The 13,813-nt window shown below is 58.1% G+C and carries 9 protein-coding genes; 7 read left to right on the forward strand and 2 right to left on the reverse strand.

What is annotated here, in order from left to right:
* Positions 1-336 precede the first annotated feature (336 nt).
* Complete coding sequence (locus tag ACL2XP_RS05130) at positions 337-1,185, reverse strand: MurR/RpiR family transcriptional regulator (protein ID WP_413737478.1); 849 nt, start codon at positions 1,183-1,185, stop codon at positions 337-339.
* 152 nt (positions 1,186-1,337) lie between these two features.
* Here ACL2XP_RS05130 and murQ point away from each other — a divergent pair, with 152 nt between their 5' ends.
* The 3 genes from murQ (at position 1,338) to tadA (ending at position 3,768) form a co-directional block, all read left to right on the forward strand.
* Positions 1,338-2,273 carry an N-acetylmuramic acid 6-phosphate etherase gene (gene murQ / locus ACL2XP_RS05135; protein ID WP_413737479.1) on the forward strand — a complete coding sequence of 312 codons (936 nt, stop codon included), beginning with the start codon at positions 1,338-1,340 and terminating at the stop codon, positions 2,271-2,273.
* Positions 2,274-2,401: 128 nt separating this feature from the next.
* Entirely contained in the window at positions 2,402-3,040 is a 639-nt protein-coding gene (yfhb, locus tag ACL2XP_RS05140) for a phosphatidylglycerophosphatase C (RefSeq protein WP_413737480.1), read from the forward strand.
* A 215-nt stretch (positions 3,041-3,255) separates the two neighbouring features.
* A complete protein-coding gene (gene tadA, locus ACL2XP_RS05145) occupies positions 3,256-3,768 on the forward strand; it encodes a tRNA adenosine(34) deaminase TadA (RefSeq protein WP_413737481.1) in 513 nt (170 codons plus the stop codon).
* Here tadA and mltF read toward each other — a convergent pair.
* The gene (gene mltF / locus ACL2XP_RS05150; RefSeq protein WP_413737483.1) at positions 3,765-5,384 is read right to left on the reverse strand and encodes a membrane-bound lytic murein transglycosylase MltF; all 1,620 of its coding nucleotides are present in this window, start codon (positions 5,382-5,384) and stop codon (positions 3,765-3,767) included. The genes tadA and mltF overlap by 4 nt on opposite strands.
* Positions 5,385-5,689: 305 nt before the next feature.
* Between mltF and purL the strand changes: the two genes are divergently transcribed.
* The 4 genes from purL (at position 5,690) to glrR (ending at position 13,807) form a co-directional block, all read left to right on the forward strand.
* Positions 5,690-9,592: a phosphoribosylformylglycinamidine synthase gene (gene purL / locus ACL2XP_RS05155; protein ID WP_413737484.1), complete on the forward strand. Its 3,903-nt coding sequence runs from the start codon at positions 5,690-5,692 to the stop codon at positions 9,590-9,592.
* Positions 9,593-10,236: 644 nt separating this feature from the next.
* Positions 10,237-11,673 (forward strand): sensor histidine kinase, encoded by a 1,437-nt coding sequence (locus ACL2XP_RS05160; RefSeq protein ID WP_413737486.1) that lies wholly within the window; start codon positions 10,237-10,239, stop codon positions 11,671-11,673.
* A gap of 2 nt (positions 11,674-11,675) precedes the next feature.
* Entirely contained in the window at positions 11,676-12,473 is a 798-nt protein-coding gene (locus ACL2XP_RS05165) for a two-component system QseEF-associated lipoprotein QseG (RefSeq protein ID WP_413737488.1), read from the forward strand.
* A complete protein-coding gene (gene glrR, locus ACL2XP_RS05170) occupies positions 12,470-13,807 on the forward strand; it encodes a two-component system response regulator GlrR (RefSeq protein WP_413737489.1) in 1,338 nt (445 codons plus the stop codon). The genes ACL2XP_RS05165 and glrR overlap by 4 nt, the downstream gene beginning before the upstream one ends.
* Positions 13,808-13,813 lie beyond the last annotated feature (6 nt).

Here is a 13,813-nt window from a genome sequence, read left to right on the forward strand (position 1 = left end):
ACGTTCATCTTAAGATTATCAGGTTTTATTTTTTTGCTTTGTTTTTTTTGAAAATATCAAAAATATCCTGTTTAAGCGCTTCTAGAAAATTAGTGTATTCATTTTGGCAATTTTCTTTTTTCAGCAATTTCTTTTGCTGTGTTATCTCGATTGATGGAACCGTCCAAATTAAGTGCAGCTTTGAAAATTCTATTTACATCGAATACTTCAAGATGATTTTTATGAGCATTATTTTATTTTCAAAAGGGATGCTATTTATGCAAGCAACATCAATTGATCGAGCAAAATATATTGCCTCCGTTAGAATACCCCATTGTTGCCGCTCATTGGCGATGGTCAAATCAATTTCTTTACCAACTCCTCGCTATGCCGTATCCGCTCCGGCGCATGTTCCAGGTCGCGCTGCACCAGGGCCATAAACAGGAGATCGGTCAGCGCCAGCTGGGCGATAGTGGACGAGATGGCGCCGCTGCCCTGGGCCTGCTCCTGGGCCACGGTATATAAGGCGATATCCGCATGCTGTTGCAGGGCGTTAGGTGAAAAATGAGTGATCGCCAGCACCCGTGCGCCCACCCGGTGCGCTTCCTGCGCCGCCAGGTTGATTTCCCGCCGCGAACCGCTAAACGAAATGGCCAGCAGCAGATCCTGCGGGCTGATGGCCTGAACGGTGGCCAGCAGTATGTGCATATCGGTTTCGGCCACCGCCGACATGCCGATTTTCATTAGCTTGTAGGAAAAATCCTTTGCCACCAGCCCGGACGCGCCGATACCGACGATAATCACCCGTCTGGCTTCCTGCAGCAGCGCCACCCCCTGCCGGAGCCGTTCTTCGCTGTTAATATCCAGCGTGGCGCGCAGGGCGGCCACCTTTTCGGTCAGCAGTTTTTCCCCGACGGTTTTTAACGGATCGTCGCTTAAAATATGATTATGCACCGCGACGGAGGGCAGGTCGTGGGCGCTGACCAGGGCCTCGCTCAGCGCCAGCTTTAACGCCGTAAAGCCTTTATAACCCAATTTCTGGGCGAATTTCACCACGCTGGACTGGCTTACCCCCACCTGCTCGGCCACTTTTTGCGAACTGAGATGGCGGGCCCGATCGGTTTGCGTCAGGAGATAATCGGCCAGCTTGCGATCGTTAAGCGACAAAGAACGGTATAACTGGCGAATACGCAATACGCTACTCATAAAAACGGCTCATGACAAATGACTCATCATTGTGTTGGGTCCGCGGCGTCGGATCGTTGGATAGCCGACAGGGTACAGAATTTTCTCGCCTGCCGGAATTAAATATTCAATAATAGTTTTAATTAGATGAATTAAAAATTCAAGGCGCTGTTATGACCGATGACATGATGAAGAGCGATGCGGCAACCATTGGCGCGTTGATTTCGGAAACCCGCAACCCGGACTCGATGAACCTCGATACGCTCTCCACGCTGGAGATGATGCGGCTGTTTAACCAGCAGGATCGATTGGTGCCCGAGGCCGTCGGCCGCGAACTGCCGGCCATTGCCGCCGCGGTGGATCTGGCGGCGGCGGCGTTGTCCGCGGGTGGCCGCCTGATCTATCTGGGGGCCGGCACCAGCGGCCGCCTGGGCGTATTGGACGCATCCGAATGCCCGCCGACCTTTGGTGTGCCTCATGACCTGGTGATCGGCCTGATTGCCGGCGGTCCCGGCGCTTTGCTTAAAGCGGTGGAGGGCGCCGAGGACAGTTTCGAATTGGCTGGCGAGGATCTTAAGGCAATTAATGTAAACGCGGCTGACCTGGTGGTTGGTCTGGCGGCGTCCGGGCGTACCCCCTATGTTATCGGCGGCCTGCGTTACGCGGCGCGGCAGGGCTGCGCCACGGTGGCGATATCCTGTAACCCAGGCTCCCCCATTGCCCGCGAAGCGCGGGTGGCGATTTCGCCGGTGGTCGGCCCGGAAGTGCTTACCGGCTCCACCCGGATGAAATCCGGCACCGCGCAGAAACTGGTGTTAAATATGATTTCCACCGGGGCGATGGTCAAGCTCGGCAAGGTGTACCAGAACCTGATGGTGGATGTCAAAGCCACCAATATCAAGCTGGTGGATCGCGCCTGCCGCATCGTCGTGCAGGCCACCGGCGCCGACATGGCGCAGGCGCGGGCGGCGCTGGCGCAAACCGGCCATGAGGTGAAACCGGCGATCCTGATGCTCCTCACCGGCGCCGGCGCGGACGACGCGCGGCGCTCCTTGGCGCAGCACCGGGGATATTTACGCCGGGCGCTGGCGGAAGGCCAGGATCGATAATTCGGCCATCACTGACTACACTGATTACGGTTTCGTCGATAATTACGCTGCCCCGGCGCCTGCCGGTGAGTGGCTGACCCGGATAACGGGATAGGGATGAACGGATTTAACAATCCTGAGGAGTAGCTTTGGATCCTGCAACGGCCCAACGTATAATTTTTTTCGATTTGGACGGCACATTGCATCAACAGGATATGTTCGGCTGTTTTTTGCGTTATTTGCTGCGTCATCTGCCCCTGAACGTTATTCTGGTGCTGCCGCTATTGCCGGTCGTGGGCATCGGCCTGCTGGCCAAGGGACGCTCGGCGCGCTGGCCGATGAGCCTGTTATTATGGGCCATGACCTTCGGCCACAGCGAGGCCCGGCTGAATCAATTGCAGGCTGATTTTGTCGTCTGGTTTCGCCTGCGCGTAACCGGTTTCCCCGTGGTGCTGCAACGCTTAAATGAGTATCTGGCCAGCCAGGATGCGCAGGTCTGGCTGATCACCGGCTCGCCGGAGCCGCTGGTGCAGGGGGTCTACGCCGATGCGCTGTTTTTACCGCGGGTAAAACTGATCGGCAGCCGGATGAAGCGCCGGCATGGCGGCTGGGTATTGACCCTGCGCTGCCTGGGGCATGAGAAAGTGGCGCAGCTGGAGCGTGAGCTGGGGACGCCCCTGAAGTTGTTCAGCGGTTATAGCGACAGCCAGCATGACAGCCCGTTGCTTTATTTTTGCGAGCACCGCTGGCGAGTGACCCGCGACGGCGAGCTTAAGTCATTGGACTGAGACCGCTGTTGTCAAAATTGTACGCAAAGCATTGTTTTAAAATTATTGTTTTGAAATTATTGTTCCGAAAGTATTGTTCCGCATATATTGGACGGGATTTGTGGGGCCCGTCCCGCTTAACGCCGCCGTTCCATGCCCTCTATTGCTTGACGCTTTTGCCGCCGGCCGGTTTATCCCTGTATAATCGCCGGCTGCGAACAACCCTGGAGAAAATAATGCACGGCGAACCGGGCGACGAATTCTGGATGCGCCACGCCATGGCCCTGGCCGGACGGGCGGGGGATGAGGGCGAAGTGCCGGTTGGCGCGGTCCTGGTGCTGGACGGCGAAATTATCGGCGAAGGATGGAACCGGTCCATTGGCCGCCACGATCCCACCGCCCACGCGGAAATCATGGCATTGCGCCGGGGCGGGGCGGTATTGGCCAACTACCGCCTGCTCAATACCACGCTGTATGTCACCCTGGAGCCTTGCGTGATGTGCGCCGGCGCGATGATCCATGCGCGCATCGGCCGGCTGGTGTTCGGCGCCCGCGATGAAAAAACCGGGGCGGCCGGCTCATTTTGCGAAGTGCTGCGCCAGCCGGGCATTAATCATCAGGTAGCGATTACCGCGGGGGTGCTCGGCGAAGAGTGCTCAAGGCAGCTTAGCGATTTCTTTCGCCTGCGCCGCGAACAGCATAAGGCGCGGCGCCTGGCGCTGAAAGCGCAGAATCCGACGATTGATTAACGCGTTACCCGCGGGGTGGCCCATGAGGGGGCGGTCACTGCGCTGGCCGGGAAAGCGCCGGGGATGACCGGGACGCTTTTAGGAACGTCCCGGGCGGCCGGTTGCACCCCGGCGAGCGGCGGTTTCGCCGCCGTGGCCATGGGGCTGGCCTGGGGGGTTACCGGTTTGGCGTCCGCCGCCAGGGGCTTAGCGGCGTCGGTTGGTGGTTCAGCCGCGCTTGCCGCCAGCAATGCGGCTTTTTTCTCTTTCTCTTCCAGATATCCCACCAGGCTCATTTCGTAACGGCGGATATTTTCTACATAATTGTACGCCTGCTGGCCGCGGGCATAACCATAGGTGGTTTGCTGGTAATAACGCGGCTGGCTGAGCATCGGCAAGCGCAGCTTCACATCCACCCAGCTGTCGGGGTTGCCTTGCTGCTTGGCGGTCAACGCCCGGGCATCCAGCATATGGGCGTACCCCATGTTGTAGGCCGCCAGGGCAAACCAGATCTTCTCATCCTCAGGAATGGACTCGGGCACGCGCTGCATCATGCGCGACAAATACAGGGCGCCGCCCCGGATGCTTTGCTCGGCGTCCATGCGATCCGCAATTCCCAGGCTATCGGCCGTGGTGCGGGTCAGCATCATCAGGCCGCGCACCCCGGTGGGAGAAACGGCCTGCGGGTTCCAATGAGATTCCTGATACGAGATGGCGGCAAGCAGTTTCCAGTCGATTTCTTTGGCATATTGCTGGAACATGGCTTGCAGCGCCGGCAGCGTGGCATCAATCGAGGTCAGAAAGGTTTTGGTATCCACATAATCAAAGCTGCCCACATGGCCCAGATATTTCTCCTCCAGCCGCGCCATGGTGCCGTCCGCCTCCTGCTCGCTAAAAAAGTCCAGCAGGGCGGCCGAGAGATTATTGCTGTTTTGCTGTTGCAGATACCAGGTGACCGGCTCCTCCTCCGTCACATCAAATGCTACCGCCAGTTGCGGATGCACGCGCTGTAGCAGCCCGACGGTGGCCGAGTCCACCAGCGTATAATCCAGCTTGCCGTCGGCCACTTGCTCCAATAAGGCCTTGCTGCTGAGATCGGAGGAGACTTCCCACTGCAACTGGGGATACTTTTTTTCTTTTAACTCCCGTAACTGCGAAATATGCGCCGACCCGGAGGACACCGCCAGGCGGCCTTGCAGCGCGCCCAGGTTTTTCGGCCGCGGCTGGCCCAGGCGATAGACCAATTGCTGGGAAACATAATAATAGGCCGGACCGGTGGTAAAGCGCTGCAGGCGCTCGTTGTTATAGATAAGGCCGGCGGCCAGCAGATCGGCGTCATCATTATCCAGATCGTCAAACAGTTCATTAAGGGTTTTACGCTGGCGGATCTCCAGCTTGACGCCTAAATAATCGGCGAAACGCTTCGCCAGTTCGTAATCGAATCCGGTTTGCTGGTTATTGGCGGTATAAAAACTCAGCGGGGCGTTCAGCGTACTGATGCGCAACGTCCCCCTGGATTTTATCTGACTGAGTTTATCGTCCTGCATGCTGTGCCAGGGAACGTTAAACCACAACGCCCAGGTCAGCATGACGGCGATAATGCCAATCACGACGTAATTTAATTTAAAACGCTTCAAATAGTTATCTCTCAATGGAGCGAATATCTCGCTGTCTCTGCGGCAGTGTTATTATCATTTTCTCCCTGGAGTGGGGGCATTTTGCGCAACAAAACGCCGCTGTGCAACTTTATTGCTTTAAGACCATTCTTTCTGTAAGGGTATAAGAATAGCAACAATTACCGCGCAAACGGTTTCGTCCTCGGCCGGGATTCTCTATAATGACGCGCGTTTCCCCCCTGAAGTTGTGTGCAGAAGTTGCGCCCCATGGCAAGCCGTCCTTAAGTACCTGCGGCCGGCGGTTCAAAGACGAGAGATCTTTTATTATGGAAATACTGCGTGGTTCGCCCGCTCTGTCAGCATTTCGTATCCACAAGCTGCTGTCCCGCTGCCAGGAAGCCCGGCTTCCGGTGAGCGATATTTATGCTGAATATGTCCACTTTGCCGATCTGAGCGCCCCGCTTAATCAAGATGAGCGCGCCAGGCTGCAACGGCTGTTGAAATACGGCCCGTCTCTCGCCGAACACGCGCCCCAGGGGCGCCTACTCCTGGTCACGCCGCGCCCCGGCACTTTATCCCCCTGGTCGTCCAAAGCCACCGATATCGCCCATAACTGCGGCCTGGCGCAGGTTAAGCGCCTGGAGCGCGGCCTGGCGTTTTATGTCCAGGGCAACGATATGACCGACCCGCAGTGGCGGCAATTAGGCGTGCTGCTTCATGACCGGATGATGGAAACCGTTTTCGATGAGCTGGAGCAAGCCGCCGCGCTGTTTGCCCACCACCAGCCCGCGCCGGTGCAGAGGGTGGAGATGCTCGCCGCCGGGCGTTCCGCGCTGGAGCAAGCCAATCTCAAACTGGGCCTGGCGCTGGCGCCGGATGAAATTGATTATCTGCTTGAGGCCTTTACCCGCCTGGGCCGTAATCCCACCGATGTCGAACTCTATATGTTCGCCCAGGCCAATTCCGAACATTGCCGCCATAAAATTTTCAACGCCGACTGGGTCATCGACGGCCAGGCGCAGCCGAAATCGCTGTTTAAGATGATCAAGAACACCTTCGAGCAGACGCCGGATTTCGTGTTATCCGCCTATAAAGACAATGCGGCGGTGATGGAAGGCCCGTCGGCGGGACGCTTTTTTGCCGACCCGCTGGACGGCCGTTATGACTACCACCAGGAGCCGACGCATATCCTGATGAAGGTGGAAACCCATAACCACCCCACGGCTATCTCGCCCTGGCCGGGCGCCGCCACCGGTTCCGGCGGCGAAATCCGCGACGAAGGCGCGACCGGCCGCGGCTCCAAACCCAAGGCCGGGCTGGTGGGCTTTTCCGTCTCCAACCTGCGCATCCCCGGTTTCGAGCAGCCCTGGGAACAGGACTTCGGCAAACCGGATCGTATCGTCAGCGCGCTGGATATCATGACCGACGGCCCCCTGGGCGGCGCGGCGTTTAACAATGAATTCGGCCGTCCGGCGTTGACCGGGTATTTCCGCACTTATGAAGAGCGGGTCAACAGCCATAACGGCCTTGAGCTGCGGGGCTACCACAAGCCGATTATGCTGGCGGGCGGGGTCGGTAATATCCGCGACGGCCACGTGCAGAAAGGCGAAATCAGCATCGGCGCCAAGCTTATCGTGCTGGGCGGGCCGGCGATGAATATCGGTCTGGGCGGCGGGGCCGCGTCCTCAATGGCTTCCGGCCAGTCCGACGCCGATCTGGATTTCGCCTCGGTGCAGCGCGACAACCCGGAAATGGAGCGCCGCTGCCAGGAAGTCATCGACCGCTGCTGGCAGATGGGCGAAGACAATCCGATTCTGTTTATCCACGACGTGGGCGCCGGCGGTTTATCCAACGCCATGCCTGAGCTGGTTAGCGACGGCAACCGAGGCGGACGTTTCCGACTGCGCGATATCCCCAACGACGAACCGGGCATGAGCCCGCTGGAAGTCTGGTGCAATGAATCCCAGGAGCGTTACGTGATGGCGGTGGCGCCGGCTCAATTGGCCGCCTTCGAGGCCATTTGCCGCCGCGAGCGCGCGCCTTATGCGGTGATTGGCGAAGCGACGGAAGAACTGCATCTGAGTCTGGGCGACAGCCATTTCGGCAATCAGCCCATCGATCTTCCGCTGGACGTTTTATTGGGTAAAACCCCTAAAATGCTGCGCGATGTCACCCGGTTGCCGGCGGCGGGAACTCCGCTTAACCGCGACGGGATTGACTTGGCCGCGGCGATCAAGCGGGTGCTGCATCTGCCGGTGGTGGCGGAAAAAACCTTTCTGATTACCATCGGCGACCGTACGGTCACCGGTATGGTGGCGCGGGATCAAATGGTCGGGCCCTGGCAGGTGCCGGTGGCGGACTGCGGGGTGACCACCGCCAGCCTCGACAGTTATTATGGCGAAGCCATGTCCATCGGCGAACGGGCGCCGGTGGCATTATTGAATTTTGCCGCTTCTGCGCGACTGGCGGTGGGCGAGGCCCTGACCAATGTGGCGGCCACGCAGATCGGCGATATCAAGCGGATCAAGCTCTCCGCCAACTGGATGGCCGCCGCCGGTCATCCGGGCGAAGATGCCGGCCTGTATGATGCGGTAAAAGCGGTGGGCGAGGAGCTGTGCCCGGCGCTGGGACTGACCATCCCGGTGGGTAAGGATTCCATGTCGATGAAAACCCGCTGGCCGCATGGGGACGGGCAGCGTGAAATGACCTCGCCGCTGTCGCTGGTGATTACCGCCTTCGCCCGGGTCGAAGATGTGCGCGGCACCGTTACGCCGCAGTTGCGCTGCGGGCAGGACAATGCCCTGCTGCTTATCGATCTGGGAGCCGGCCACCAGGCGCTGGGCGCCACGGCCCTGGCGCAGGTTTATCGCCAATTGGGGGATGAGACGGCGGATGTGCGCAATGTGGCGCAATTGTCCGGTTTTTATCAGGCGCTGCAACAGTTGGTTGCGCAGCGCCTGTTGCTGGCTTATCACGATCGTTCCGACGGCGGCGTGCTGGTCACGTTGCTGGAAATGGCTTTTGCCGGCCACTGCGGGCTGGATGTGGATATCGCCGGCTTGGGCGGCGATTCGCTGGCGGCCCTGTTTAACGAAGAGCTGGGGGCGGTGATTCAGATAGCCGCCGGCGATCGCGCCCGCGTCGAACAGGTCTTCGCGCAGCACGGCCTGGAGGATTGCCTGCATTATCTGGGGCAGGCGGTGGACGGCGACGGGGTGAAAATCCGCGCCGGGGATACCGCGGTATATCAGGAGAGCCGTACGTTATTGCGTACCTGGTGGGCGGAAACCACCTGGCAGATGCAGCGGTTGCGTGATAATCCGGACTGCGCCGATCGGGAACATGCCGCCAAGCAGGATAACGGCGATCCGGGCCTGAATGTGGCGCTGACCTTCGATCCGTCGGAGGATATCGCCGCGCCGTTGATTGCCGGTTTTGCTATCGGCAAAGGCGCGTTGCCCAAGGTGGCTATTTTGCGCGAGCAGGGCGTGAATTCCCATGTGGAGATGGGGGCGGCGTTTCATCGGGCGGGGTTTGATGCCATTGATGTGCATATGAGCGATCTGCTGGCCGGGCGGAGCGATCTGCAGGGTTTCCAGGCGCTGGTGGCCTGCGGCGGTTTTTCCTACGGCGACGTGCTGGGGGCGGGGGAGGGCTGGGCCAAGTCGATTCTGTTTAATTCGCGGGTGCGCGATGAGTTCGAGGCTTTTTTCCATCGGCCGCAGACATTGGCCCTCGGCGTTTGCAACGGTTGCCAGATGATGTCCAATCTGCGCGAGCTGGTGCCCGGCGCCGATCTTTGGCCGCGTTTCGTGCGTAATAAATCGGAGCGTTTTGAAGCCCGGTTTAGCCTGGTGGAAGTGACGCAGAGCCCGTCGTTGCTGTTGCAGGACATGATCGGTTCGCGATTGCCCATTGCGGTATCGCACGGCGAGGGACTGGTGGAGGTTCGCGACCAGGCTCATTTGGCGGCGTTGGAAGCCGCCGGGCTGGTGGCGCTGCGGTTTGTTGACCATTTCGGCCAGCCGACCGAGGCGTATCCGGCCAATCCCAACGGGTCGCCCAACGGTATTACCGCCGTGACCAGTACTGATGGCCGGGTGACGCTGACTATGCCGCATCCTGAGCGGGTATTCCGGACGGTGAGTAATTCCTGGCATCCGGAAGAGTGGGGCGAGGACGGGCCGTGGATGCGGATCTTCCGCAATGCGCGCAAGCAGCTGGGGTAAGGGGCTGGCGCCCCTTTAACCGGCCCGCAGCGGGTTCGGTGTCGGCGTGCTTTCCCTTTAACAGGGCCCGCAGCGGGTTCGGTGTCGGCGGGCTTGGCGCGCCAAGGGCATTTGGTTTAAGAGGCGGCAGGTGTCGTTTTTATATCGATTATAATCAGCGGGATGTCGCCACTTGGCGACATCCAATAAATTGTTTTATAAGCATATTATATTTTGTCTTGGTTTGCGTCTCTTTTTAGCGACAGATCGGGGCGGTTTTATCGCTTTTGCGGGGCGCCAATAGGTAATTTGAAATGAATTTCCATTTTTTATCAATGAGTTAATTAAATATTTTACTTTTGGCACATTAACTGCATACTAATAAGTAGTTGCTCATTCACCCCGATATGACAGCACTGCCCGATATCATATATACCGCGCAGTTATTGCTTCATAACTATCGAATGATGCCAAAGAACGGTGCCTAGCGTCCAACTTTACCGATATTTGCCTGAGGGCTTTATCACGCACAGGACGACACGTTGAGTGAGGCACCCCCTATTCTGTCAAAAAAGCACTTGCCGCAAGGTTAAGTGCTTTTTTTGTGCTTTCTTCAGATGGGCGAAGCGGATAGCATCTGCTTTGACCTTGGCGGTAATCACAGGATGATTTCTTTGAAGAAATGGCATTTGTTCCCCCAATCGCTGCGGCAACTGGTGATCCTGGCGTTTACCCTGGTGCTGTTGCCGTTATTATTGCTGGCCTATCAGGCCTGGCAAAGCCTGGATAATCTGAGCGAACAGGCGGCGGATATCAACCGCACCACCTTGGCGGACGCCCGGCGCATCGAGTCCATGGGCAGCGTGGCGCTGGAGATGGAGCGCAGCTATCGCCAATATTGCGTGCTCGACGACGAGACGCTGGTGAATTTGTATCAGAACCAGCGCAAGCAATATGCGCAGATTCTAAATGTCCGCTCAGGTATGCTGCCCGATCGGCGTTATTACCAGCGGTTAACGCAGCTGCTGGACCAGTTATCCCAATTGCAATGCGAAAATAGCGGCCCCAATGCGCAAGCATCCGCCTTGCTCAGGGATTTTTCCCATGCCAATAGCGATATGGTCCAGGCCACCCGCAATAATATTTTTACCCGCGGCCAGCAATTGCAGCAGGCGATTGCCGAACGCGGCCGCTTTTTTGGTTGGCAGGCGTTGCTGCTGTTTTTATTTAGCTTGATCTTGGTGATGCTGTTTACCCGCATGATTATCGGTCCGGTCAAATTGGTCGAGAAGATGATAAACCGCCTGGGACAGGGCCGGCCCCTGAACGATAGCGTGTCGTTTACCGGCCCGCGTGAAATCCAGTCTTTGGTTCAGCGGATTTTATGGCTTAATGAGCGCTTGTCCTGGCTGGAGTCCCAGCGCCACGAATTTTTACGTCATATTTCCCATGAATTAAAAACGCCGCTGGCCAGCCTGCGCGAGGGCACCGCGCTGCTGGCGGATGAAGTTGCCGGGCCATTGACCGCCGATCAAAAGGATGTGGTGGCGATTCTCGATGGCAGCAGCCGCCATTTGCAGCAACTTATCGAACAGTTGCTCGATTACAACCGCAAATTGGCGGACAGCCCGGCTGAATACGAGGATATCGATCTGCGCGGGATGATAGATGCCGTCATTGCCGCCCATAGCCTGCCCGCCCGTTCCAAAGGTATCCAGACCCAGGTCGCGCTGGCGTGCGAGCGCTGCCGGGCGCAGCCGGTGTTATTAATGCGGGTACTTGATAATCTCTACTCCAATGCGGTGCACTATGGCCAGGAATCCGGTACCATTTGGATTCGCGGCGCTCAGTCCGCCGGGCGTATCATTATTGACGTGGCCAACAGCGGCCAGCCTATACCGCCGGCGGAACAAAGCATGATTTTCGAGCCCTTTTACCAGGGCCGCGCGCAGCGTAAAGGCGCGGTAAAAGGCAGCGGCCTGGGGCTAAGTATTGCCAGGGATTGTATCCGCCGGATGAACGGCGAGCTTAATCTGGTGACGGCCGATTACGCAGGCGTCTGTTTTCGCATAGATTTACCCTTAACCGCCGAGAATGAATAACAATGAATTTACGCACCTCACCGGCGATTTACAGGCTGGCGCATCGCCTGAACCGCCTGATGACGCTCTCCGCGCGCGCCATGTCGCGTGCGCGAATATCGGCCCCCATGGTGCTGGCCCCCATGATGCTGGCGCCAATGCTGCTGGCGGGGTGCGCCGGCCATTCGGCGCGCTCCGATCTTTCCAGCTTATCCCCGGACCCGGTGCAGCAGGCGACGCCGCATAGCCGCATGGCCGCCGAATGCAATGAACTATGGCAAAATGACGACAAGGCCGCCCTGAGTGATGCCGGCTATTGGCTGCGCGCCATGCAGTGCGCCGAGCGTATTACGCCGTCCCAGGCCAGGGCGGAAGCGGAAAATCAAAATGGCGAAACCTGGCACGACGCCTTCAGACAGAGTATTTTGCTCAATTCCGCCGGTATCAGCGTGGTGGAGCGTCGCCAATCCTATCAGCATTTGCTGGGGTTCCGTTCCCAGTTCCCCGCCTCGATTTATCCGTTATTCAAAATGTGGCGCCAGCAACAGGCCCTGCGACTGATGCTGGCGGACGAACGCAGCCGCAGCCAGCGGCAGCAGGAAGCCAGCGCCAGCCAGATCGATCAGATGCGGGTGCAGCAAATCGAATTGCAGCGCAAACTGGATATCACGTCCCGCAAATTGGAAAACCTCACGGAAATCGAGCGACGGTTATCGGCTCGTAAGCAGCTATTGCCGGATAATGACGAAGATGATACGGCCGTCCCGGCCGCCGGGGGCCATGGGGCAACCGGTCAATCACAGGGAGCGGGCAGCCAATGAATCAACGTAAATCCGCCAATTTGCTGCTGGTCGACGACGATACCAGCCTGCTTAAACTGTTGGGGATGCGCCTGGCCAGCGAAGGGTTTAATGTCACCACCGCCGAAAGCGGACAGGAAGCACTGCGGCTGCTGGCGCGGGAGAAAATCGATCTGGTGATAAGCGATCTGCGCATGGATGAAATGGACGGCCTGGCGCTGTTTGGCGAAATCCAGCGCCACCAGCCCGGCATGCCGGTGATTATCCTTACCGCCCATGGCTCGATACCCGACGCCGTGGCCGCCACGCAAAAAGGCGTGTTCAGCTTTTTGACCAAACCGGTGGACAGGGATGCTTTATATCAGGCCATCGACAATGCGCTGCAACTATCGATGCCCGCCGGTGACGACAGTTGGCGCGACGCCATCGTTACCCGCAGCCCGGTGATGCTCAGGCTGCTGGAACAGGCCAAAATGGTGGCGCAGTCGGATGTCAGCGTTTTGATTAACGGCCAGAGCGGCACCGGCAAGGAGATCCTGGCCCAGGCCATCCATGCCGCCAGTCCCCGCGCCAAACACCCCTTTATCGCCATTAACTGCGGCGCGCTGCCGGAGCAGTTGCTGGAATCCGAGCTATTCGGTCACGCCAAAGGCGCGTTTACCGGCGCGGTCAGCAGCCGGGAAGGGCTGTTCCAGGCAGCGGCGGGCGGCACGCTGTTTCTGGATGAAATCGGCGATATGCCGTTATCCTTGCAAGTAAAATTATTACGGGTGCTGCAGGAGCGTAAAGTCCGACCGCTGGGCAGCAATTGGGATTTGGATATCGACGTCAGAATTATCTCCGCCACCCACCGCGATTTACCCAAGGTCATGGCGGAGGGCGAATTTCGCGAAGATCTCTATTATCGCCTGAACGTCGTCAGCCTGAAATTGCCCGCCCTGCATGAGCGGGCGGAAGATATTCCGGTATTGGCCAACCATCTGCTGCGGGTCGCGGCGCTGCGCCATAAGCCGTTTGTGCGCAGTTTTTCCACCGACGCCATGAAGCGCCTGATGGCCGCCGGTTGGCCCGGCAATGTACGTCAGTTGGTTAACGTGATAGAACAGTGTGTGGCCCTGACGTCCGCGCCGGTCATCAGCGAAGCGCTGGTGGAGCAAGCGCTGGCAGGTGAAAATACCGTCCTGCCGACCTTCGTTGAGGCCCGGTTGCAGTTCGAACTGCATTATTTGCGTAAATTATTGCAGATCACCAAGGGAAATGTGACCCAGGCCGCACGTATGGCTGGGCGCAACCGAACTGAATTTTATAAACTATTGTCCCGCCATGAGCTGGATGCTAATGATTTTAAAGCCTAATTTGGC

The sequence above is a fragment of the Sodalis sp. RH21 genome, assembly GCF_047324175.1.
In the GTDB taxonomy this organism is placed as follows: Bacteria; Pseudomonadota; Gammaproteobacteria; order Enterobacterales; family Enterobacteriaceae; genus Acerihabitans.

Excerpts from the sequence above, each read along its gene's own strand:
- ACL2XP_RS05130 (WP_413737478.1), bottom strand. The coding sequence starts at position 1,185 with ATGAGTAGCGTATTGCGTATTCGCCAGTTATACCGTTCTTTGTCGCTT.
- murQ (WP_413737479.1), top strand. The coding sequence starts at position 1,338 with ATGACCGATGACATGATGAAGAGCGATGCGGCAACCATTGGCGCGTTG.
- tadA (WP_413737481.1), top strand. The coding sequence starts at position 3,256 with ATGCACGGCGAACCGGGCGACGAATTCTGGATGCGCCACGCCATGGCC.
- purL (WP_413737484.1), top strand. The coding sequence starts at position 5,690 with ATGGAAATACTGCGTGGTTCGCCCGCTCTGTCAGCATTTCGTATCCAC.
- ACL2XP_RS05160 (WP_413737486.1), top strand. The coding sequence starts at position 10,237 with ATGATTTCTTTGAAGAAATGGCATTTGTTCCCCCAATCGCTGCGGCAA.
- ACL2XP_RS05165 (WP_413737488.1), top strand. The coding sequence starts at position 11,676 with ATGAATTTACGCACCTCACCGGCGATTTACAGGCTGGCGCATCGCCTG.
- glrR (WP_413737489.1), top strand. The coding sequence starts at position 12,470 with ATGAATCAACGTAAATCCGCCAATTTGCTGCTGGTCGACGACGATACC.